The organism is Desulfoluna sp. CYM3A (assembly GCF_056829965.1).
Genome location: NZ_CP186556.1, coordinates 3,855,029 through 3,876,721 on the forward strand (window position 1 = coordinate 3,855,029; position 21,693 = coordinate 3,876,721).

Below are 21,693 nucleotides of genomic sequence, written 5' to 3' on the forward strand. Positions count from 1 at the left end.
CCACGCCGACAGATAACCGACAGAACCGATCCCCAGCCATTTGACGATGGAAAAGGCAACGGCGGATGTGGCAAGGACAAGCCCCACCCCCACCAGGGAGAGGGACATACAGACAAGGTCCCCGGCCAGCACCCCAAAAGCAACAGGAACACTTCTCCTGAGCCCCAGGTCCGTCACCTTTGCCACCACAAAAACCACCGTGGGTCCCGGCACCACCAGAACCACCGATGCCGTCACCACAAAAGCCACCCAAATTTCAAACGCCATCACCACCTGCCTTTTTGTTTTTTTGGTATACCAACCCGACCAATCACCGTGGGCAATCGGCCGGAATAGTGCTATTGACCCCATCTCCAAAGGCCTTGCGACCTGCGCCATTACACCCAAAGGATTGACCGACTATTCTGACTCAGTCAACAAAAAGATATATTAACGCGATATTTATCTCACAATCATTAGTACAAATCTCAACACCACCCTTTTTTCAATCAGGACTGAGGGCACCCCTGCCAAAGGGGACGCTTTCTCTGGCTCAATCGTCCGAACGAAACGACAGAACTTGATTTATACCCAACCACATGAGATAGTTACAGACAATCCACGCCATCCCGAACCGTTCAATGCAACAACCCTGCGCGCCGTCTCCCAAACCCAACCCTTCCAGCAAGGAGTTTGACCATGTCGTCCGAACATATCGTCAATTTTGCCTGGCCCGAGGTCAGCAGCACCCTGTCCGTGGCAGCCCTGGTGCTGGCCCTGGCCGTGTTTGTCTTCGGGTTGTTCAGCGGCGTGCGTGCCAACAAGGCCCGCATCGTCTTTGCCGTGATCCTGGCTGCGCTCATCGGCTGGTTCACCATGCCCCTGGCCGTCAAAGCCGCCGAAACAATGCACATCCTGAGCACAAAGGCGGGGGGAATGATCCTCGTCACGGCCATGATGGTGTTCGTCGCGGTCATTGCCACGAGCATCTACGAGATCATCACCGTGACATTCCCGGACATCGGCATGGCATCTAAAAAATAGCGTACCCTCGCGTTCCGAAACTTTACTCTCAAATCCGTCAATCAAGAACACCCATCCCAGCCTCCCCCACCTTTCAACAGCCCGCCGCCACAGCTATATCGACCCGGCAGACAACAACCCACCCCCACACATTTTACTCATTCCGTCGCAATTATCTATTGATCATCACTACTCAAACGAGTACGATCCGAGACTAAACACAGCCCCCCCAGGAGCCCCACACGATAAAGTTCCCCATGATATGGGCCCCCACACAATTCCACAGAAACGAGACCACCACCTAAGGAGAAAGCCATGAAATGGTTTATCGAAGTCCTGAAAAAGTATGCGGTATTCACCGGACGAGCCCGAAGAAAAGAATACTGGATGTTTGCTCTCATCAGCACCCTGATCGCTGTCCTCCTCCTGTTCATAGATTTGGCGACCGGAGGCCCGGCTTTCCTGAGCAGCCTGTATTGCCTTGCCCTATTCCTCCCAAGCCTTGCTGTCAGCGTACGTCGCCTCCACGACATCGGCAAAAGCGGCTGGTGGATCACCATCAACATAGTCCCCTTCCTCGGTGCCATGATCTATCTTATCTACCTGATCACAGACAGTATGAATGAGGGGAACCCGTCCGGCCCGAATCCAAAAACAGCCGCGGCCTGATCCCCACTAAAAAAAACGACCGGGGTGGGGCCCGTATCTGCGATACGCTCTCCACACCCCGGTTGCTCCCCACACGGTGGCCACCTCCTGACCAACGCATCCGGGCACCCTGCTACGCCTACTCCCACGAAATCTTGTCCATAGCCCCATCAAACGCAGTGAGATGCCATGCAAAACAACGTATTCTCCCACGCCGAATCACGCAAACCTAATTTAGGTATTCTAATGTTCGTGCCGATATATCAGTTTTAAAAACAGCAAAGGGTCATCACCGATGCCCGAAACGGTTTTTTATTTAAGATATGTCAGGCACCCACATGGTAAGACCACATCATCTGCATGCAACGCCCCACGGCACCCCGGCCCACATTCTCCACGAATTGTGTGAGCCCCCCGAGCCCTTGCGCCAATTTCAGCAAAGCACATGTTTTTTTCATTACGAACAAAGGGGCGTTAAAGCGCTCCAGGACTGGAAACAGGGCAAAGAAGCCCTGTTGAAGCGCCGCCACATGACTGCACAAGACCACGGAGCAAACAGGCCGTTGGGTCATCTGCCCAAGCCCGCCAGTTTTTCCGCACACCGTCGGGCTTGAGGCGGCTTGCCCTCCCTTTGAAGGGAGCACGCCAGGCGGCAGGGGGAAAAGATGGGTTTAGGCAAAAACAGCTTAAGACGAAAAATGCTGGTTGTGTTCTGTTCGGTGGCGTTGATTCCGTTTATTGCCGCGGTTTTCTATATCACATACAAGGCCGGGGGACGACCCTCGCGAAGAGGCCCGTGAAAAAGTCGAAGAGATCGCATACCGGTACGGCAGTGAAATGCAGCGCGCACTGGACAAGGCCATGGACGACACCCGCACCCTGGCCCGGATCATGGAAGGGGTGGTCCGCCACCGCCCGGCTGTTGATCGCAACATGCTGGATGACATGCTCAAAAGCCTGCTACAGGATGATAAGCGCTACCTGGGCATCTGGGCCATCTTTGAGCCGAACAGGCTTGACGGCAGGGACAAGCACTACGCCAACACCACCTGGCACGACGACTCGGGGATCTACTACCCATACTGGTACATGGAAGACGGCAGGGTTGCCGTCACCGTCAACGACGACTACACCGAGGCCGAGTACTATCAGCTCGCCAAGGTATCGGGAAAAGAGACCGTTCTTCAGCCCTATGCCGAAGAGGATACGGGAAACATCCTCATGACCAGCGTTGCCGTGCCCGTCAAGGAAAACGGAGCGGTCATCGGCGTCGTGGGCATCGACATTGCCCTCACTGAGCTGGAGCGGGCCATCTCCACCATCAAGCCCTTTAACACCGGCCACGCAGTGCTGGTGGAATCTAACGGGGTAGTCATTGCCCATCCCGACAAGGAGTCCACGGGGACGAGCCTTGCCGAGGCCGGGGCACCGAAATAAAATCCTCGCCGCCGTCCGCAAGGGAAAGGAGTATGCCCTGCCCGGCACCCAGGCTGGATATGGCCACGGAGCCTACATGTTCTTCTCCCCCTTGCGCATCGGCAAGGCCGATACCCCATGGTCCTTTGCCATCAGCGTGCCCCTGGCCACCCTCGGTAAAGATGTCCGGCAGATCAGGCGCATCGGTTTTGTCTCCTGCCTGATCTCTGCCTGCCTGGTGGTGGGGGCCATTGTCCTCCTGTCCGGTGGCATTGCTCGCCCCATCAACGCCGCCTTAGAAGAGCTTAAAGACATTGCCGAAGGAGAAGGAGACCTCACCCGAAGGCTCCAGGTGGACTCCCGGGATGAACCGGCCCGGTTTGCCCGATGGTTCAATGTCTTCATCGACAAACTCCAGGGCATCATCACACAGTTTAGCCATTGCACCAACGCCCTCGGCAGCTCGGCAGGAGGTCTGCTTTCCATCTCCTCGGAACTTGCGTCCAACGCCGAAGAGACGTCCAAAAGCTCCGGCCTGGTTCTGACCTCGGCCAACGCCATGAAATCAGACCTTGAGCAGGGAGCAGCAATGATTGTAGACGTCGACGGACAACATGGCACGGGTCGCCGCAGCCATCGACGAAATGGCCGCTACGGCCACGGGCATCTCAGCCCATGCCGAGAATGCCACAACGGTCTCCAGAGCCGCTTCCCGGACCCGGGCAGCCTCGGACACCATGCACGACCTGACCCTGGCCGCCGAAGAGATCGGCAAGGTCACCGACGTCATCACCAAGATCTCAGAGCAGACCAACCTCCTGGCCCTCAACGCAACCATTGAGGCGGCCCGGGCCGGTGAAGCGGGAAAAGGATTCGCCGTGGTGGCCCATGAAATCAAGGAACTCGCCTCACAGACAGCCCTGGCCACAGACGACATCAGGGGAAAAATCGAGGGGGTCCAGGGGCTCGCCAGGGACGCAGCCCAAGGTGCCGATGAGGTCGCGGACATCATCACCACCGTCAACGAAACCATCACCGATATCGCCGCAGCCGTGGAACAGCAATCCAGCGTGACCGCCGAAATCGCCGAACACATTGCCCGGGCATCCGAGGGCATCGAAGACACCGCCCGCCGCGTAACCACCAGCAGGGATGCTTCGACGAGCATCACCCGGACCATCTCCGATATCACCCTTTCCTCACAAGGAGTCACGAAGATCAGCGCAGCCGTCAAGACCCGGGCCACAGAGCTCAACGCCCTCACCAAAGAGCTGGGAGAAATAGCCGACAACTTCAAGATATAACTTACAAAAGGCTTTCAGATTCCGTTCCGGAGGCCGCTGTCTCCGCCATCTGCCCCTTGGGATTTTCGGTGGCAGACATGGAGATATGGCGGCCGTGGCCCGGAATACGGCTCTTTTTTCCTGTTGACAGGGTTATCAAAGTATGAACAATTGTTTTGTACTCAATACTCATCAGGAAGATGAGATGTTTTATCGCCGTCCCTAAGCTGTTTTTCGTTTCCGTACACATACATTACGCATCAAGCCAACCAAGCCACGAAGGCAGGCGAATTCTAGTTCGCCCTGATTTCGTGGCTTTTTTTATTGTTTGCCCGCATGGCGCGGGAAGCAGGTGAGGTTCCTATGGTGTCGTTTCTCTTGAAAGGCGGTGTTCTGGTCATCCCCATCGGGCTCTGCTCGGTGGTGGCACTGGCCGTGTTCCTGGAGCGTTGGCTCTTTTTTGCCCGGCTCCGCACACACGATAGCGGGTTGGTGGAGGCCCTGTGCAAGACGGCCCACTGAGCAGCAGGCGCCCCGGAGCGCCGACCGTTCCCACCACACCCGGAGCGCCCTGGGGCGCCTGCTCACCGAAGTACTCTCCGTACAAAACTGCGATGAACCCACGCAGCAGGCCGCCATCCGCGAGGCCTACGCCCTGGAGAGCCGTCTGCTGGCATCCCGGCTGCAGCTCCTGGCCACCATCGGCAACATCGCCCCCCTGCTGGGCCTTCTGGGCACCATCACCGGAATGATCAAGGCGTTTATGGTCATCCAGCAGACCGGGGGCAAGGTGGATGCCGCAGCCCTGGCCGGAGGCATCTGGGAGGCCATGCTCACCACGGCCCTGGGCCTGGCCGTGGCCCTGCCCGTTATGGTGGCCCACAGCTACCTTGTGACCCGCAAAGAGAGTCAGGAAGCCTATCTCAAACGCGGCATGGTCCGTTTTTTAAAAGAGTTGAAAGGGACGGGCGCCCCATGATCGACCTTGCGGACACCGGAGCAGAAACCGGATCGGTACAGCCGCCCCTGACGGCCCTCATCGACATGGTCTTCATGCTCCTCATCTACTTTCTCCTCACCATGGGGTTCATGACGGACGAAGGCATCGGCATCAAACTGCCCGAGGCCAAAGAGGCTGTACAGACCCTGCCGCGGGACCTGGTGGTGGCCGTCACCGAAGACGGGGCCTACCTCTGGGAAGGAAGCCGGATCACCCTCTCCGAGCTGGAGAAAGCCCTGAAGGCCGCACCGGACCTGACCCCTGAAACGCGCCTGGTCATCCGCGCCGACCGGGGCGCCAAAGTCAACAGCGTGGTCCGGGTCATGGACCTGGCCAAGGCCGTGGGGGCCGCGAGCTTCTGCCTGGCCACGGAGACCGAGCCATGAAAAAGCACACCCAGACCACATGCACACTGGCCCTCTCCCTTCTTCTCCACGCAGCCATCCTGTGCATCCGGGGACCGGAAAGCCTTGAGGCGGAGAAACTCCACGTAACCGGGGAGTTCGAGCTTCTCGCCCTTCAGAAAGAGACAAAGTCCGGGCCCAAGGCCCCAAAACCCCACACGGCTCCGCCCCCAGAAGAGCGCCCCGTCAAAAGACGCCGCATGGTCAAAGCATCCCCTGAAACGCCCGTGATGCGCCCGCCGGACCAAGCGCCCCGGGTGGCCCAAAGCACACCGGTCCCAAAGCCTCCCCAGCACACCTGTGTGGCCGAGGCATCGCCCACGACCCCTGCCGCCGAAGCGAATGCAGAATCTGCCGACACACCACCATCAAGCCCTGCGGTGGACATGTCCGGGCCCTCCCGTGCGGAGCTCCTTAACCTCTATGCCGCGCAGGTGCGCCATCGCATCGAGTCTCGAAAAACCTACCCGCAACGGGCCAGAAGGCAGAGCATGGAAGGGGCTGTACGGCTGCGGTTTGTCCTCTCCCCCACAGGGGACGTCCAGAAGATCACCATCATCCGAGGCAGCCGGTTTGCCATGCTGAACACGGCGGCCAAAAAGGCGGTGCTCTCCGCCGCGCCGTTCCCGGTGATCCCCGGCGCCATGCAAAAAGAACCCATCAGCCTGGAGGTGACCCTGTGTTTTGAACTGACATAAAAAAAGGAGACAGTCCGGCTCCGGCAAGAGATGAGGACTGCCTCCTTCTAAGAATCAGACACTCTCCCCGAAGGGAGGGCCCGGATTATTCCTACCATCCGTATCCTCCCTTCGTCAATCCATGATGACCCAACTTGTCGCACCAAGCGATGCGGGAGAACTGCGCCCGCACCACCGATAACGGGGCCTGGGGCCCGGGCTTTTTTTCTCGGGCATGCCGAGGCCTTAAAAACGGCAACGATAAACGGAAGAGAGGACACACCATGAACACTCTGGAAGACGATGTCAGACGATGCGTGGATTTTCACGGCCACCTCTGCCCGGGCCTGGCCCTGGGCATTGTGGCGGCCCGTGCAGGCCTCGAGGAACTGGGCGTAGACCGGTCCCATGACGAAGAGGTGGTCTCCTGCCTGGAGACCGACGCCTGCTGCGCCGACGCCGTGCAGGTGATCTCGGGCAGCACCTTCGGCAAAGGCAATTTTATCTATAATGACGTGGGCAAGGTGGCCATGACCTTCATCAGCCGGGACAGGAAGGCCTCGGTGCGGCTCTGTCTCAAGCCCGGAGCCATCAGGCTCTCCGACGCGCACCGGGCCCTCATGGACAAAGTGATGGGCCAGGGCAATGCCACGGAGGCCCAGCACAAGGAGTTCTGGCGACTCCACAACCAGCGCGCCGAGGAGATTCTCCGCATGCCCTGGAGCGACATCTTTTCCATGACCACGGTTGCACCGGCCATCCCTCCCAAGGCCGTCATCGAACCGTCCGCCCTCTGCCACCGGTGCGGCGAACCGGTCATGGCCTCCAAGCTCAAAGAGATTGACGGCAACGTCCTCTGCCTCACCTGCCGCAGCGCCTGACCTCCGGGCAATGCGGCAACCCTTTTCACTCACCCAACACGGAGGCTTTGTAATCCCTTGAAACACGCAACACAGATTGGTTTGACAAGCTTGTGCCTGGCCCTTTTGGTGGTCCCGTGCATGGCATGGTCCGACGGCCTGGACAATTCCGCCCCCCTGGCCCTGGAGGACGTGACGGTTCAGGCCCCCCGGCCTGTCACCGCCAAGCCGGAGATCGTCACCCGAGAAGAGATGGAGCAGCCCAGCGTGTCCGACACCGTCCTGGAGGACCTCATCCGGATCCCCGGGCTCCAGCTGCGGCGCACAGCCGTCTCGGGCAACGAAAGCGGCCAACTCCGCATGCGCGGATTTGACGAGACCCGACTTCGCATCATGAAAAACGGCGTTCCCATCCATCGCGACGGCTCCTACGGCAACGGCCCGGTGGACTGGAGCACCCTCAACCCCAACAGCGTGGAGAGCGTGCGGGTCTACAAAGGCGCCGTACCCGCCAAGTATGGCAACACCCTGGCGTGGTGGAGATCCACCCGATCCCCGGACAGGCTGGAGACCGAAATCCGCGGGCCTTCATCGCAGCGACGCCACCCATGAAGAGGTCCTCACCCACATGGGGCGCAACAACTACGGAAGCTGGTTCGTCTCAGGGGGCCACTACGAAACCGACGGGTTCCTGAGAAACAACACCGTGGACCGCAACCACGGGGAGCTGGACCTCTCGGTCAACCTGCCCATGGGCCTCAGCGCAGGGGCCGGGGTCTGCTGGAGCAAATACGAAACCGGGATGCCCGTTTACAACCGACCGAACAGTCCCACCTACGACGGGGGAGAGCCCGACGCAGACGAGCGGGAGCTGGGCGGCCCCTCAATCTCCAGCAGGCTCATCAACGGCGCCCAGACCTGGGGGGACGGCAGCTTTGCCGAAGATGAAAACACCCGCGTCACCGCCTGGGTGGAAAAAGAGATCCAACGCGGGCACCTTCGCCTGGACTACCTCACCTGGAGCCAGGATCGGGAAGAGACCTACGTGGACGCCGCCGACCCCTCCAAGGTAATCTACAAACGGGAGACCGAAGCCGAGCCGGGCAACTGGTCCCTCCAGGCCGAAGGGGAGCTTACCTTCGGCAACCACACCATCGAGACCGGGGGCGAAACCCGGAGCCTTGGCTGGGGAGACCAGACGGTCACCGAGATCGACACCAGCTATTTCAACGGCTCCATCCACTCCCCCTATTTCGCCTTCATCAAAGAGGGTTTCAAGGGCCAGGAAGAGGTCATCGACACCCATGCCCTCTACCTCCAGGACACCTGGCGCGTCTCACCACGCTGGACCCTTGAGGCGGGCCTGCGCCAGGAGTGGTTCAAGGCCGATGCCATCGCCCCGGAAGCCTTCGGGTTTCCCGCCGCAGCCACCCCAACGGACCTCTCGGAGTCCAACCTGGCCCCCCGGGCCGCCCTCTCCTTCCGGCCCTGGAAGGGCGGCGAGCTCTCCTGCCGCCTGGGCATCGCCCATCGCTACCCCACCTCGCCGGAGTACTTCTGGTGGTACCTCAACCGCAGCACCGGCTTTTTCAACACCGAGCTTGCCGTGGAAGAGGCCCGACAGGCGGAACTGGGCTTCACCCAGGAGATCGCCCACGCCATCACTGCCGAGATCCGGGGTTACTACTACGACATCGACGACTACATCGCCTCCACCATGGTCCCGGGCACGGGCACCGTCATCTACAACATCGAAGAGGTCACCATCCAGGGCGCGGAACTTGCCCTGTCCGCCCCCCTGCCCTTTAACCTCTTTGCCTGGGGCAACCTCACCTGGCAGGAAGGCGACACCAAAGGCGATCCCTGGGACAGGGAAAACCGCCTGGAAGGCCAGATCCCGGATTTTCCGGAGATCATGGCCAACGCAGGCCTCGACTACCGCCTTGACGACCGCTTCACCGCAGGGATCTCTGTCCGGCACGTGGGCGAGCGGGACCACCTCACAGAAACCACCCCTGAAACCCTGGACGCCTACACCGTGGTGGGGCTCAATGCTTCCATAAGGCTCTTCCACAACAAAATCACCACCTGGCGCCTTCTGGCCTCGGCAGACAACCTCTTTGACGAAGAGTACGAAGAAGAGGCCGGCTACCCCATGCCCGACGCCACCTACACCGTGGGGCTGAGCGCGGTGTTTTAAAGCTATCCGCCGGATAAAACCTGCCTCCGGCGGCGAGGTGAGCCACCTCGAAGCACATCGCCTTGCGCTTTGTTCCTCGTTCGGCCAAAGCGCAAGGGCCTTCGGCTCGGGCTTCGCCCGACATAACAACCAACACCCATAAATTCCTCCTGTCGCTCAGACCATTGGGGCTGGGCGACAGGAGGGATGCTACTGGAAAGTTTTTGCGGAGCTTTTTTCAAAAAGCGACCCGCCGGAGACCATGTTGAGATGAATCGTTAGTTGTAATCAACGCATGCCTAAAGGAGAGAAAACATGAAAAAATGGTGTATCGCAATGCTTGTCTGGTGTGTTGCAACAGGCCTGAGCGCCCTGTCGGCCCATGCCATGGGAGGGCACCAGCCCACCCTGGGGCAGCAGGCCCTGATGCTGGCCATGACCACCCTGTCCGCCTCCCCGGCCGACGAGGGACTGGCTCTGGTGACCAACGCGGGATACGTGGACCACCAGGGCCAACCCACGGGAGAAATCCTGGACACGGTGACCCGCCTGAGCGCCATGGGCAGGGGCACGGGAAACCTCTTGAGCGTCCACGCCCGGCGCGACGAACCGCTGTTCATGGTCTTCGTGCATCAAAAAGGGCCGGAGGAGCTCGCTGCGGTCTCCATCACCGCCACCGGGGACCAGCTGGAGGCCTCGGAGGTGTTTAACCTGTGGGTGGGCGTGGGCACCTCCTTTGAGCCCTTCACCAGGATCCTGGGCTCCCGGGCCTTTGCCGTGGCCACCCTGGCCAACGCCTTTTACGACGGCATCCCCGAGTCCCTGGTGCAGGCCGCCCTCTTCCACGATCACTTCTGCTGCGGTGTGGCCTCCGGCTACTTCACCGCAGGGTTCATCCTGGACCAGCGTCCCTTGCGGGACGGCGAGTCCTACACCTACATGGGCATTCCCACCTGGTGCCAGGACGACTACATCACCCATGCCCTCAACCTCACCCCGGGCAAGAGGCGCTACCTCTCCATGGCCTATCCCAGCAGGCGCCCATGGCAGACCGCAGAAGGCTCCTGGGAAAACATCGGCGGCGTCATCATCCGCTTCAACAAAGCCACCCAGAAAGGCGATGCCACGGTCCTGCGCTATCAATGGCAGACCGACGCCTTTGTGGAAAGCCTCGGGCTTTCACCGGATGAACTCGACTGGCACAAAGACCTCTGGCTCCACGCCTGCTACAACCGCTACGTCTTTCAGAATCCCCACGCCCCCGAAGATTTCCTCTCGGTGCACAAAACCGTGGAACTTTCCTCCCAGGGGGATTTCGACCGTCTCACCCGCCTGGGGGCCAACCCCCTGGCCGTCATCCTCGGCAAAGACACCGAGTGGTAAGGAGGCCCCATGATCTTAAAACCGTTCATGCGGGAAGGCATCATGCCCCTTCCCGTGAGTTTCATCTCCACCGTAAGCGCAGACGGGGTGCGGAACATCGCCCCCTACTCCTGCATCATGCCGGTCTTGAGGCCCCTGGACCTCATCTGCTTTGCCTCTGCCGAAAACCGCGACACCCTGAAAAACATCCGGGACACCGGAGAATTCGTCATCAATCTGCCCGGCGCCGACCTCGAAGACAAGGTGATCCCCACAGCGCGGATGAGCGCCCCTGAAATCGATGAATTCGACGTTGCGAATCTTTCGGAAAAGCCCTCCCAAACCATTAAGGCTCCGGGCATCAAGGGATGCTACGCCTGGATGGAATGCCGCCTGGAAAAGGAGTTCAAGGAGGAGAGATACAGCCTTGTCATGGGCAAGGTGCTGCACCTGGAGGTGGCCGACGGGGTCCTGGACGACACCCTTCACCTGGACCCCATGGCCGCAGCGCCCCTGATGATGACGGGCAGCAAACAAGGCATGCACTTCTGCACCATCCGGGAAACAAAGGGCTTCGAGCCCTTTTCCGCCATGTTCCCGTCGGGCGTGGACCCGGTCAGCACAGCAGGGTAGCGGCAATAAAACAGACTCGGTTTCATCGCAACCAGCTTTCAAGGTGGCACACCTTGCCACCGGAGGCAGCTTTTTTTGAGCTGACGACTTATAACTGACCATTGACAAAAAAGGAGACACCATGGCCCAGGTTCTGAGCATGAACGAATACGACGAGATGGACCGCCCCAGAATCCAGACCCTCCCTGGTTTTTACGGCGAGTCCCTCATCGAGGGAGTCGTCATCAAATCGTTGGATGTCTTTTCCGATGAGAGGGGATACCTCATGGAGATCATGCGCTTTAACGATGAGTCCATGAACGCCGGGGAAATCAAGCAGGCCATCGCCTCGTATTCCCACCCCGGCATGGTCAAGGGCTGGCACCTCCACTCCGTGCAGGAGGACCACCTGGTCTGCGTCACCGGCATGATCAAGCTCGTGCTGTACGACTACCGGGAAGCCTCCCCCACGTACGGAGTGCTCAACGAAATCTTCATGGGAGAGCGCAACCCCCGGGCCGTCTTTATCCCCCCGGGGATCTTCCACGGCACCAAGAACATCGGCAGCGGCATCTCCCTGGTCATCGGCATGCCCTCGGTCTACTACGACCCGGACAACGTGGATGAACGCCGCTTAAGCCCCACGGACAACGACATCATCCCCTACGACTGGGAATGCCGCCTGGAGTAACGGCGTAAAGACTCGGGCATGGTGCCCTGGGTGCACCATGCCCGGAAGTAAAAAATCGGAAGAACTGTTCAGTTGCATTCTATGGTTAAAGTGAATGCAGAAAGCAGGCCTCCGGCGGCCAGGTGGGGGCACCTGGAAACCCTATGGCGAATGCATGAAGGCAGCCATTATGCAACGTTATCGGGGCATTCGCGGGATGTGTGACATCTGGCAACCGTCTTTGCAGGAGAGGCCCATTTCACTCCTTCTAAAAACACGATGAAGAACTTTGGGATTCGCTTGACTTTAACCGGAATAACTCCAACGGATCGCTTTAAAAAAAACCGCCGCAAAAACGTTCCGGCTGAATGTCCGTTATGTGGAAACTTTCGGCCGGTCCACATCGTTGAAGACCTGTTCGTTAAATGTTTAAAACGTATCGGTCTTGCAGGGCCGCCGGAGGCTGTTTGTTGGAGCTGAACAGATACAACCACAGCCAAAAGGAGCTCATCATGCATACACCCCGGGGATTCTTCGTGCTTTACCAGCCCCCTTACCGAACCCCTTGCGTTTTCGATCTCAACGCCCGCGGCATGTTTCCCCAGCGCCCCCCGGTGACCCGGGCCTGGGGCATGCGCGCCGTTGTCGCCGAGGACCTTCGGGTCGCACTCCAGATCCTTTACCTTACCGAAAAGCAGGCCGTGGACCCCGCCACCGGCCGAGCATACCCCTGGAGCGTCACAGAGGCCCTCATCGACCTGCCGGCCGACCTCGCCCTGTCCCCTGAAGCCCTTGAAGAGAAAATCCCGGACAACGCCCTCCGCCAGGGCATTACCGATGAGTTCACCACCTGGCGTACCGGGTACGTCCCTGCAGGGGACAGCGGGTCCCCGGACATGGAGATGCTTTCCCGCAAGCTCACAGCAGGCCTTGCCGAAAGCAAGGGTCACCTGCGCAGCGAGCTGGCGCGCCGCAATGCCCCCTGGATTTATGCGGCGCTGCCCCGCCTTGTCCAGGACTTCAAACGCGGCCTCTACCTTCGCGTGGCCGACACCCTCTACCCCGATTACCGCAACCGGGGCGGCGAGGACACCGAAGAGGCTTTCCTCAAAAAGGCCATGCTCTTTCAACGGATTTACGACACCAACGGCACCCCGGGGACCAAGCCCGACGGGACTTCCTGGAAAGATGACGACGAAGCCTGGGAGTGCTGGATCGGCTGCGCCGGAGACGAAGAGGAGGCCAAACGTGTCTGCCTAACCCTGGAGGCAATCCTGCGCCCCGAAGTCTGACATAGTTAGCCCGGGCAGTTCTCGAGCGAGTGCCCCATAGCCAAGATAACATCATACGTGTTCACGATTAGCCGTTTTCCCATAAACGATCCGGGAGAGGTGCCCCCCCTTTTTGACCGGAAGTGCCCACAGGAAAAAGCCCTTCGAAAATCCGTTTGCAAAACAAGGGGGCCTGGTTTATTGCTTAACCAGCCCGGGACGGTCCGTTGCGACCTTTGCAGACACCCGGGGAGCCTTGATAACACCCTACAGGGCTCCCCACCACACGGCACCACACACGGAGGGTTGCCCCCATGGAAGACAACGCAAAAAAAACAGCGCGCAGACAACCCAGCTCGGATTTCACCGACGCCGTCCTCTCCAACAAACGGGGCCTGCCCCACCTGTCGGAAAAGCTGGCCGACATGCTCAAATCCAGCGAAGATGCTAAGAAACGCAAAATCTCCTACAGCATCTCCTCCCTGTCCCAGACCCTCATCAAGACCCTCTCCGATGAGGCCGGGGCCACCCAGGGACACCTCGTGGACCTGGCCCCCTTTCTCTTCGGCGCTGTCCTTGAAGATGCCATGGAGCGGCGCAAAGAGGCCCTGGACACCCTGACCCTCCTCACCGGTCAGATCAAAAGCAGCCTCAAGGCCTTTTCCGCCCAGGCCCCCCACCTGGCCCCCTATGCTGAGCACATCGCCGCCATGGTCACCGAGCTCTGCGCCATGGAGCAGGACGCCGTGGCCTCCAAGAACCACCAGGGCGTCTCACAGGAGAACCACCCTCTCCTGTCAGCTGTTACACCCGGCGACACAAAGCCCCCCTACTACAAAGAGATCGAGGCCCTGCTCTCCCGGGAGAGCCGCCTGGAGGCCCTGTTTCAAGCCGCCACCCGGGATGCCGATTAGCCCCGTTCCACACCACCTCCCGCTCGCCCCACACCTTCATCCGGTCACACCGGCCAAGCCTCATCACCGCCTATTGGTGCGACCAAGCACACCAAAAGCTACACACAAGTGCGAAAATAATCTTGACAAGTCATCACGCCCCACCTTAATACTATCATAATTGAATTGCAGATATTAATTTTGACCCGAGCGCGCAGACCACAGTAAGCAGAAGCCCGGGCAAATAGCCGCCTTTCGCACCTATCAACTTTATTAAGCCATCACCGGTGCGACAGATTCAAGAAAATACCGTTTACAGGGCACTCCCCACGCCCCAGACAAACAGGAGCCCATCACTTTTTTTTAACAGCCACCGCATCACAAGGAGACCCCATGAAACGTCTTACCCGTTCCCTTCTTATTACCGGCCTGACCCTTTTGTGCGCTTCAGGAACGGCCCTTGCCTGCACCAGCTTTGCCGTCTACACCCCCCAACCCATCTACGGCATGAACTTCGACTATGCCCGATTCCCCATGAAACTTCGCATCGTCACAAACGGAGACCTGCGCACCTTCCACCTCGCCTTTGAAAAGCAGCTCGGCAAGCAGCGCTTTTTCGCCAACACCGGCGGCATGAACAGCAAAGGCCTCTTCTACGCCTGCCAGGAGTTGCATCCCTTCGATCTCAATCCACCCGAACCCGGAGAGGGCAACCTGCCCTTGTACCTCCTCAACACCATGCCGGAACGTGTCCACACCGTCAAAGAGATCGAAAAAGCGTGCAATGGTACCCACCTGATCCAGCTCAAGGGGGTCACCATCCATACCCTCTTTGCGGATATGACAGGCAGGGCCATGGTTGTTGAAACAGGAAAAAAACAAAACATCCTCAGCCACATGACCGGCAACTATATCGCCATGGCCAACTTCCCCAACCACACCCTCAAGGGGATAAAGTACACTGAGGCCAAGGGGCTCGGAGACTGGCGCTATAAAATCGCCTGCCGATACCTCGAAACGTCCCAAACGGACTTTTCTGTCAACAACGGGCTCACCCTTCTTGAAAAGGCCCAGGACAGGGACCCGATGCACTCCACCGCCTGCTCCATGGTCTTTGCCCCGGCTACCAGCGATGTCTACATCGCCTTTCACGCTGACTTTTCCAAAATCTGGAAGGTCTCCCTCATGGAGGGCACCATCGAGACCTTTCGCGGATTTAAAACCAAAACCAGGCGTCCCTTGGATGAAGACGGTCTTCTGATCTCAGATTTGATAAGCCAAGCCATCTAACCCGGATTCCCTGAAGGGCCAGAAAAACGACCAGAAAACGACGAATGACATTTTGCATTCCCCAAGCACCTGAGTTTTTCAGGTAACAGTCTGCAATCGTGAATTATTCATCTGTTTTTCTATCGTTTTATCATGAAATATCCGGGCTAAAAGGCGGCAGAGTAGAACCATGCCGTCATCATTGGCAACCACACCCTTTAACCCTGCCTCCGGGGGCCAGCCGGAGGTACGCTGACATGTCGCAGTGAGAGCGTCATGAAACGATTTTTCCGGTCTGTCATGCAAGGAGGTCAAGTGAATACAATTAAACACGGATTAAAGCAGGTAATGATGTCGTTGATCAGCTTTTTATCGTATGGAAAATGGCAGTTTAAAGAAGCGTACAATACGATTTACCAGGGGCAGAATAAAAGCAGCCAATTTATGAGCATTGTAAAAGACGCCTTTGGTGATGAGTTCCCGGAAGATACCGATAATTTCAGTTATGTCACGTTGACCGACTTGAACAATATGGCTGACTTTTCCAAGCTTAAAGAGGGCGATTGCTTTGCCGATCTGGCCTGTGGCCGTGGCGGTCCGGGCATGTGGGTCGCACGTAAAACGAAGGCAAGTCTGACAGGTATCGATATATCCGAAGAGGCGATTACGTCTGCAACACGACGGATCCAAGAATTCGGATTGGATGGCAGAGCTGAGTTTAAAACCGGTACTTTTGAAGACACCGGTTTGGAAACAGAGAATGCGCCGCTGCCATCTAGCGATGCATTGTGGCTTACGCCGGATAGAAACAAAGCATTCGCCGAAATTGCACGTATCCTGAAACCAGGAGCACGCCTTGTTTTTACGTCTTGGGACGGAAATATCCCTTTTACGCCAAGCGACCACAAAGGTGAGCTTGCTGATTCAGGATATTCCGTAAGGTCCAAGTTTATAAAGAGACCGAAGGTTGGAAGGAAAGGCAACTGGCCGTCTACGAGGGCGTATTGAGATCAAAAGACCAGCTGATAAGGGAGATGGGAAAACGCTGCGCCATGCCCATCATCAAAGAAGCAACATCGACTCCGCCCGTCATGGAAAAAAGCACCCGGATTTTCGTGGTGGCGCGAAAAAAATAGCCCATGCCGGCCCCCTCCGACACAACGTAAAAAGCCTCCGGCGGCCCTGCCGGGGGCCAAACTTTTGAAAAGTTTGACAAACAGGTTTTGATTACCGGAAAGTTTTTGCGGAGCTTTTTTCAAAAAGCGACCCGCCGGAGGCAACTGCATTTTTAAATGCATTGGCCCTTTCGCCCTTCACCCTTAGCCCTTAACTTATCACCACCGCCCCCACGCCCCTCACCACAAGCTCCCTGAAAATCCACTTCTTTTCAAGGGAGATGGTAATGACGCCATCCTCGGGTTCCATACCCTCGGGATGCCAGACGGTGATCCCGGAGACCCGGGTGGTGGTATACGACTCAGTATGCAATGGGGTTCCCCGACGGACCGCCGGGGTGCGGGTGGTGACCTGCCGCATGGCGCATCAGCCCCCCGAGGCGTGGTGGGTCTCCATCCAGACCGTGACCTCACGACCCTTTTTGACAATGTAGTCCTGTGCGTCCGGGGTGATCTCAAACATAAAAGGTCTCTCCTGCATCAAGGGGTGTAATCCTCAAGGACAAATCCTGCGAGAGCTGATTATAGGCACACACGCAAAAAAAGAAAACGCCTTCCCCTTTTTCAAGGCAAAATGCCTCCCTTCAAAGAAAAAAAGGGCTCTTCACTTATCCACAAAACAGATTTAAATCCAGATAGTTACACAAAAACCCCAAACACCGTTGCGACAACAACCCTCTTTCCCCTTTCCATTGCCCGAAACCGTCTGTATATACCAGCCCATCTTCCGTTGCTCCCCCCTTGAAAAGGGCCGGGCAACGGCCCTGTTCAGAGCCCCCATCGTTGCCCCTGAGTATGAAATGGAACCACCGAGCCATGACTGACCGAGCCTGGATAATCACCGGAAAAGACGTTGCCAGAAATGTGTGCCTCCTCACCCTGGGAAGCTGCCTGTCGGCCCTCTCCATCAACGGAATCCTCATCCCCAACCACTTCCCCTCAGGCGGCATCACGGGCCTGGGCCTGCTTCTGCACTACCAGTTCCCCGAAATCCCCTTTATCCTCTTCTACCTGATGTTCAACGTTCCCCTGTTTGCCGTGGCCTGGAAATACGTGGGACGACGGTTTTTCCTGTACAGCCTCCTGGGGCTTACCATCTTCTCCCTGTGCGTTCACTTCATCAGCGTCCCCATCCCCCTGCACGACAAAATGCTCGACGCCCTCATGGCGGGGATCCTCTCGGGTACGGGCCTGGGCATTATCCTGAAGTCCTACGGTTCTTCGGGGGGCACGGACATCCTGTCGGTGCTCCTGCTGAAACGGTTCTCCATCCGCCTCGGCAACACCACCCTTGCCCTGAACATCCTGGTGGTGATCCTCTCCTATGTCCTCTCCACCCTGGACATCATCGTCTACACCATCGTCTTTCTCTACGTGAACGCCAAGGTCCTCAACGTTGTCTTCATGGGGACGAGCCACCGGAAAATCGTGCTGATTATCTCGGAAAAATGGGAGGGACTCTCGGCACGGATGCTCAAAGAGTTCAGGCGGGGCCTGACCATCATCCACGGGGAAGGGGCCTATTCGCACCGGGACGAAAAAATCCTCTATGCGGTGATTACCCTGCGGGACCTGGGCCGGGTCAAGGACATCATCCGGGAAGTGGACCCCAAGGCCTTTGTGGTGGTCACCGAAACCCTAGACGTCATGAACCCCCGCGTGGGCAACCAGCCTCATTGGTAATGGGGAGCCTCCGGCGGCGAGGTGAGCCACCTCGAAAGCTGATGGTTTGTGCGGGCTGGATCCCAAGCTTCGAAGTAGCAGAATACGTTATCGCTACGTGCCCATTGTCTATTATGGTTTTCATTTTGGGTGTTTGTTTTCCCATGAAACATCCGGGTTAAAACAAAGTCACCCGGGTGGGCTCCTTCACCGAGGCCCGGATCTGTTCGGCCTTTTTGCGCTCTTCCCACAGGAGCTGGGCCGACTTCATGGAACGGCTCTTCTTGAGAAAGGCGTCCCCGGTGCGGGTATGGAAGATAAGGTTCCTGACGTAGACGCCCCCCAGGTCCCGGTTGACCACCGGGATGCCTTCGTTTGCCAGAAAGGTGAGGACAAACTCCGAGAGCTTTTTGCCCACGGCCTGGGCTTCAATGAGGCCGGGGATGACGCTGGCCCCGCCAAAAACCTTGGCCCGGAGGTTGTTGCGCTGCCCACCCCGGGTCATGACCGCGTTGATGAGAAGCTCCATGGCGTTGATCCCGTAGCGTGCCGACAGGTTGAACCGCGTCAGGTCGGCCCGTCCGGGCAACAGGATGTGGTTCATGCCCCCCACCCGGGACGCGGGGTCGAAGAGGCACACCGAAACGCACGACCCCAGCAGGGTGGAGATCACGGCTGGCTCGCAGCTGGCGTAGTACTCCCCGATGGAGAGAGTCACCCGCTTCACAGCCCCCGTGCCGCATGGCATGACGGCCTTTTCACGCATGATGGGTCTCGGCGCAGCATGCCAGGACCACCCCGGAGATCTGCTCCAGGGAAACGACCCGGTCCACGCCCCCCAGCTTGATGGCCTCATTGGGCATGCCGAAGACCACGCAGGAGGCCTTGTCCTGGGCGATGGTCACGGCACCTGCCTGCTTCATCTCCAGCAGGCCCTTGGCCCCGTCATCCCCCATGCCGGTCATCAGGACCCCCACGGCGTTCTTCCCTGCGTACCGCGCGGCAGAACGAAAGAGCACGTCCACCGACGGCCGGTGGCGGGACACCAGGGGCCCTTCTTTCAGCTCCACGTGGTATCGGGCTCCGCTTCGCTTCAACAAAGATGACGTTGCCAGGAGCGATGAGAACCCGCCCCCGCATCACGGGATCCTTGTTCTCGGCCTCCTTCACCGACACCCGGCACAAAGAGTCCAGGCGCTTGGAAAAGGCCTTGGTGAAGTGCTCGGGCATGTGCTGGACGATGACCATACCCGGGGCATCGGCGGGCAGCTGCTCTAAAAACACCCGCAGCGCCTCGGTGCCCCCTGTGGAGGCCCCGATGGCAACCACCTTTTCCGTGGTCTCCAGCATGGCCCGGGTGGACTTGCACAGGACGGCGTCCGCGCTGAGCTTCGGCTCCACCGACCGCAGGGTCGGGGCCTTTTTCACATGGGCAAGGGCCGCGGACTTCACCACGTCACAGATCTGGATGCGGGACTCCGAAAGAAAGGCCTTGGTGCCCAGGGTGGGTTTTCGGATGATCTCAACAGCCCCGAGTTCCAGGGCTTTCAGGGCCGTGGCCGACTGCTCCGCCGCCAGGCTGGAGCACAGCACCACGGGGATGGGGTGCTGGGCCATCAGTTTTTCCAGAAAGGTGAGGCCGTCCATCTTCGGCATCTCCACATCCAGGGTAATGACGTCGGGCACCGCCGCCCTCATCTTTCGGGCGGCGTCATAGGGATCCGAGGCCGTGGCCATCACCTCGATATCCTCATCGGTTTCGAGGATTTCGCACAGGGTTTGACGCACCAGGGCGGAGTCATCAACAACCAGAACCCGTACCTTCTTTTTCATGCGTTCTCACTTTTTTATAAACGGTGGGCGCCACCGGGACCAGGGGCAGCATCTTGCAGTCCAGGAACTCCGATGCCGGATCTCAGGTGCCCACCCGGTGCAAGCCGGTCACAGAGTCTCAGCATCAGCTGCTGTGTGGTCTCCGTGTCAAAGTAAATGGTCACGTTGCGACAGAAGATGATATCCATGGCCCGGTCAAGGCGGTACTCCGAGTCCATGAGGTTGAGCTGCCGGAACATCACTTTTTTCCTCAACCCGGGCACGATCCGCACCTGGTGACGCCGGGGGTCCTTGCTCTTCAATAGGTACTTTTTCCTCAGAGCCAGGGGCACGGGGGCGATCTCCGAGGCGTCGTAAACACCCCTGCGAGCCACCTCCAGCACGCGGGTGGAGATGTCCGTGGCCAGGATGGAGAAGTCAAACCCCGGATTGCTCCGGGCAAACTCGCTCAGTACCATGGCCAGGGTATAGGGCTCATCCCCCCGGGAGCAGGCGCAGCTCCAGACCTTCAGCTTATGTCCCGCCCCCACCCGGCGCGAGCCCATGATGCCGGGCAGGACCTCATCCACCAGGCAGGTGAAGTGATTCGCCTCCCTGAAGAAATCGGTTTTGTTCGTCGTCACCTCATCGATGAAGTGCGAGAGCTCCTTTTCCATGCCCTCGGGGCTGAACAGGTAGTCGCAGTACTGGGCGTAGGACCCCATATCCAGGCGGCTCAAACGCTTGCAGAGGCGCGCCTCGATCATCCCTTTTTTCACATCCGGCACCTTGATGCCGAACCGCCCGTGGATAAAGCGTGCAAGAACCCTGAAATCCCGCGTGGAGAGATGGGGATGAAACGAGGCCCTGCGACGTTTGAAGGCCATGGGCGGCTCCTCTCCCCGGTCGGTCCCCGGGAGATGGTCTCTGGTGAGGTTCATGGGCGTCAGGTCCTTTAGGCTTCGGCCGCAAGGCCGGTCTCCTGAACCCCGGAGAGTTCGTCGGCGGAAAAGACCCTGTCAATGTCGAGGATGATGATAAACTCCTCGTTTTTCTTGCCCATGCCCTTGATAAACTCTGTCTTCAGGCGCGTGCCGATGCGCGGGGCCGGCTCGATCTGATCCGGCTCCAGGTCCAGGACCTCCCGCACCGAATCGGCCAGGGCGCCGATGAGGGCCCGCTCCCCGTCGATGTCGGTTTCCATGATGACAATGCAGGTGTTGACGCCCTTTTCCGTTGCCGGCATACCGAACTTGAGCCGCAGGTCCACAACGGGCACCACACCGCCCCGCAGGTTGATGACGCCCCGCATAAAGTCCGGCATCCTGGGCACGGTGGTGATCTCCGTGTAGTCCAGCACCTCCCGGACCTGCATGATGTCCAGGGCATACACCTCCCCGTGGAGCATGAACGCCAGGAAGCGGCCTGTCTCTGTGATCCCTTCGATGGTCATAATCTTCATATCTCTCGTCAACCCGTTTCACGGTGCGGGCCTGCC

28 protein-coding genes and 1 pseudogene are annotated in these 21,693 nt (G+C 58.7%); 21 read left to right on the plus strand and 8 right to left on the minus strand.

All coding sequences use genetic code 11. From position 1 onward, the window contains the following. Nucleotides 1-39: 39 nt before the first annotated feature. A pseudogene (locus ACOYW1_RS19610) lies at nt 40-378 on the minus strand (LysE family translocator); the annotation flags it as partial. 300 nt (nt 379-678) lie between these two features. Between ACOYW1_RS19610 and ACOYW1_RS19615 the strand changes: the two are divergent. From ACOYW1_RS19615 to ACOYW1_RS19635, 5 genes are all read left to right on the plus strand, one after another. Next, entirely contained in the window at nt 679-1,023 is a 345-nt protein-coding gene (locus tag ACOYW1_RS19615) for a hypothetical protein (RefSeq protein WP_482419383.1), read from the plus strand. Between the two features lie 294 nt (nt 1,024-1,317). Then, the gene (locus ACOYW1_RS19620; protein ID WP_482419384.1) at nt 1,318-1,671 is read left to right on the plus strand and encodes a DUF805 domain-containing protein; all 354 of its coding nucleotides are present in this window, start codon (nt 1,318-1,320) and stop codon (nt 1,669-1,671) included. Nucleotides 1,672-2,388: 717 nt separating this feature from the next. Then, nucleotides 2,389-3,087, plus strand: a complete 699-nt coding sequence (locus tag ACOYW1_RS19625; protein WP_482419385.1) for a PDC sensor domain-containing protein — start codon at nt 2,389-2,391, stop codon at nt 3,085-3,087. Beyond that, on the plus strand, nt 3,062-3,907 hold the full coding sequence (locus ACOYW1_RS19630) for a methyl-accepting chemotaxis protein (protein ID WP_482419386.1): 846 nt from the start codon (nt 3,062-3,064) through the stop codon (nt 3,905-3,907). Before ACOYW1_RS19625 ends, ACOYW1_RS19630 begins: the two co-directional genes overlap by 26 nt. Then, a complete protein-coding gene (locus ACOYW1_RS19635) occupies nt 3,804-4,370 on the plus strand; it encodes a methyl-accepting chemotaxis protein (protein ID WP_482419387.1) in 567 nt (188 codons plus the stop codon). The genes ACOYW1_RS19630 and ACOYW1_RS19635 overlap by 104 nt, the downstream gene beginning before the upstream one ends. A gap of 1 nt (nt 4,371) precedes the next feature. Here the strand turns inward: ACOYW1_RS19635 and ACOYW1_RS19640 are convergent, their stop codons facing one another. Continuing rightward, nucleotides 4,372-4,599: a hypothetical protein gene (locus ACOYW1_RS19640; protein WP_482419388.1), complete on the minus strand. Its 228-nt coding sequence runs from the start codon at nt 4,597-4,599 to the stop codon at nt 4,372-4,374. A gap of 113 nt (nt 4,600-4,712) precedes the next feature. On the opposite strand from ACOYW1_RS19640, the gene ACOYW1_RS19645 reads away from it, so the two are divergent. From ACOYW1_RS19645 to ACOYW1_RS19715, 15 genes are all read left to right on the plus strand, one after another. Next, the gene (locus tag ACOYW1_RS19645; RefSeq protein ID WP_482419389.1) at nt 4,713-4,871 is read left to right on the plus strand and encodes a hypothetical protein; all 159 of its coding nucleotides are present in this window, start codon (nt 4,713-4,715) and stop codon (nt 4,869-4,871) included. After that, a complete protein-coding gene (locus ACOYW1_RS19650; RefSeq protein ID WP_482419390.1) occupies nt 4,810-5,328 on the plus strand; it encodes a MotA/TolQ/ExbB proton channel family protein in 519 nt (172 codons plus the stop codon). The genes ACOYW1_RS19645 and ACOYW1_RS19650 overlap by 62 nt, the downstream gene beginning before the upstream one ends. After that, the gene (locus tag ACOYW1_RS19655) at nt 5,325-5,735 is read left to right on the plus strand and encodes an ExbD/TolR family protein (protein ID WP_482419391.1); all 411 of its coding nucleotides are present in this window, start codon (nt 5,325-5,327) and stop codon (nt 5,733-5,735) included. Before ACOYW1_RS19650 ends, ACOYW1_RS19655 begins: the two co-directional genes overlap by 4 nt. After that, on the plus strand, nt 5,732-6,451 hold the full coding sequence (locus tag ACOYW1_RS19660; protein WP_482419392.1) for an energy transducer TonB: 720 nt from the start codon (nt 5,732-5,734) through the stop codon (nt 6,449-6,451). Before ACOYW1_RS19655 ends, ACOYW1_RS19660 begins: the two co-directional genes overlap by 4 nt. Nucleotides 6,452-6,714: 263 nt before the next feature. Next, entirely contained in the window at nt 6,715-7,311 is a 597-nt protein-coding gene (locus ACOYW1_RS19665; RefSeq protein WP_482419393.1) for an FmdE family protein, read from the plus strand. A gap of 120 nt (nt 7,312-7,431) precedes the next feature. Continuing rightward, nucleotides 7,432-7,902, plus strand: a complete 471-nt coding sequence (locus ACOYW1_RS19670) for a TonB-dependent receptor plug domain-containing protein (RefSeq protein WP_482419394.1) — start codon at nt 7,432-7,434, stop codon at nt 7,900-7,902. Beyond that, nucleotides 7,808-9,490 (plus strand): TonB-dependent receptor, encoded by a 1,683-nt coding sequence (locus ACOYW1_RS19675; protein ID WP_482419395.1) that lies wholly within the window; start codon nt 7,808-7,810, stop codon nt 9,488-9,490. Before ACOYW1_RS19670 ends, ACOYW1_RS19675 begins: the two co-directional genes overlap by 95 nt. A gap of 294 nt (nt 9,491-9,784) precedes the next feature. Continuing rightward, nucleotides 9,785-10,852, plus strand: coding sequence for an FmdE family protein (locus ACOYW1_RS19680; RefSeq protein ID WP_482419396.1), 1,068 nt, complete (start codon nt 9,785-9,787; stop codon nt 10,850-10,852). 9 nt (nt 10,853-10,861) lie between these two features. Continuing rightward, nucleotides 10,862-11,464: a flavin reductase family protein gene (locus tag ACOYW1_RS19685; RefSeq protein ID WP_482417464.1), complete on the plus strand. Its 603-nt coding sequence runs from the start codon at nt 10,862-10,864 to the stop codon at nt 11,462-11,464. A gap of 121 nt (nt 11,465-11,585) precedes the next feature. Continuing rightward, nucleotides 11,586-12,134 carry a dTDP-4-dehydrorhamnose 3,5-epimerase family protein gene (locus ACOYW1_RS19690; RefSeq protein ID WP_180140356.1) on the plus strand — a complete coding sequence of 183 codons (549 nt, stop codon included), beginning with the start codon at nt 11,586-11,588 and terminating at the stop codon, nt 12,132-12,134. A gap of 491 nt (nt 12,135-12,625) precedes the next feature. After that, complete coding sequence (locus ACOYW1_RS19695; RefSeq protein WP_482419397.1) at nt 12,626-13,405, plus strand: hypothetical protein; 780 nt, start codon at nt 12,626-12,628, stop codon at nt 13,403-13,405. Nucleotides 13,406-13,698: 293 nt separating this feature from the next. Beyond that, nucleotides 13,699-14,298 (plus strand): hypothetical protein, encoded by a 600-nt coding sequence (locus ACOYW1_RS19700; protein WP_482419398.1) that lies wholly within the window; start codon nt 13,699-13,701, stop codon nt 14,296-14,298. Between the two features lie 372 nt (nt 14,299-14,670). Further along, nucleotides 14,671-15,567 (plus strand): linear amide C-N hydrolase, encoded by an 897-nt coding sequence (locus ACOYW1_RS19705; RefSeq protein ID WP_482419399.1) that lies wholly within the window; start codon nt 14,671-14,673, stop codon nt 15,565-15,567. A gap of 294 nt (nt 15,568-15,861) precedes the next feature. Further along, entirely contained in the window at nt 15,862-16,554 is a 693-nt protein-coding gene (locus tag ACOYW1_RS19710) for a class I SAM-dependent methyltransferase (protein WP_482419400.1), read from the plus strand. Then, nucleotides 16,551-16,682 carry a hypothetical protein gene (locus ACOYW1_RS19715; RefSeq protein WP_482419401.1) on the plus strand — a complete coding sequence of 44 codons (132 nt, stop codon included), beginning with the start codon at nt 16,551-16,553 and terminating at the stop codon, nt 16,680-16,682. Before ACOYW1_RS19710 ends, ACOYW1_RS19715 begins: the two co-directional genes overlap by 4 nt. A gap of 190 nt (nt 16,683-16,872) precedes the next feature. On the opposite strand, the gene ACOYW1_RS19720 is transcribed toward ACOYW1_RS19715, so the two are convergent. Then, entirely contained in the window at nt 16,873-17,184 is a 312-nt protein-coding gene (locus ACOYW1_RS19720) for a CC/Se motif family (seleno)protein (protein ID WP_482419402.1), read from the minus strand. 353 nt (nt 17,185-17,537) lie between these two features. Between ACOYW1_RS19720 and ACOYW1_RS19725 the strand changes: the two genes are divergently transcribed. Continuing rightward, entirely contained in the window at nt 17,538-18,404 is an 867-nt protein-coding gene (locus tag ACOYW1_RS19725) for a YitT family protein (protein WP_482419403.1), read from the plus strand. A gap of 157 nt (nt 18,405-18,561) precedes the next feature. On the opposite strand, the gene ACOYW1_RS19730 is transcribed toward ACOYW1_RS19725, so the two are convergent. Genes ACOYW1_RS19730 through ACOYW1_RS19750 form a run of 5 tightly spaced genes read right to left on the minus strand, consistent with a single transcriptional unit; the run spans nt 18,562 to nt 21,657 of the window. After that, nucleotides 18,562-19,149 (minus strand): chemotaxis protein CheD, encoded by a 588-nt coding sequence (locus ACOYW1_RS19730; RefSeq protein WP_482419404.1) that lies wholly within the window; start codon nt 19,147-19,149, stop codon nt 18,562-18,564. Then, complete coding sequence (locus ACOYW1_RS19735) at nt 19,142-19,429, minus strand: CheB methylesterase domain-containing protein (RefSeq protein ID WP_482419405.1); 288 nt, start codon at nt 19,427-19,429, stop codon at nt 19,142-19,144. Before ACOYW1_RS19735 ends, ACOYW1_RS19730 begins: the two co-directional genes overlap by 8 nt. After that, nucleotides 19,329-20,216 carry a chemotaxis protein CheB gene (locus tag ACOYW1_RS19740; protein WP_482419406.1) on the minus strand — a complete coding sequence of 296 codons (888 nt, stop codon included), beginning with the start codon at nt 20,214-20,216 and terminating at the stop codon, nt 19,329-19,331. Before ACOYW1_RS19740 ends, ACOYW1_RS19735 begins: the two co-directional genes overlap by 101 nt. A gap of 14 nt (nt 20,217-20,230) precedes the next feature. Continuing rightward, on the minus strand, nt 20,231-21,136 hold the full coding sequence (locus ACOYW1_RS19745) for a CheR family methyltransferase (RefSeq protein WP_482419407.1): 906 nt from the start codon (nt 21,134-21,136) through the stop codon (nt 20,231-20,233). 14 nt (nt 21,137-21,150) lie between these two features. Then, the gene (locus tag ACOYW1_RS19750; RefSeq protein ID WP_482419408.1) at nt 21,151-21,657 is read right to left on the minus strand and encodes a chemotaxis protein CheW; all 507 of its coding nucleotides are present in this window, start codon (nt 21,655-21,657) and stop codon (nt 21,151-21,153) included. Nucleotides 21,658-21,693 lie beyond the last annotated feature (36 nt).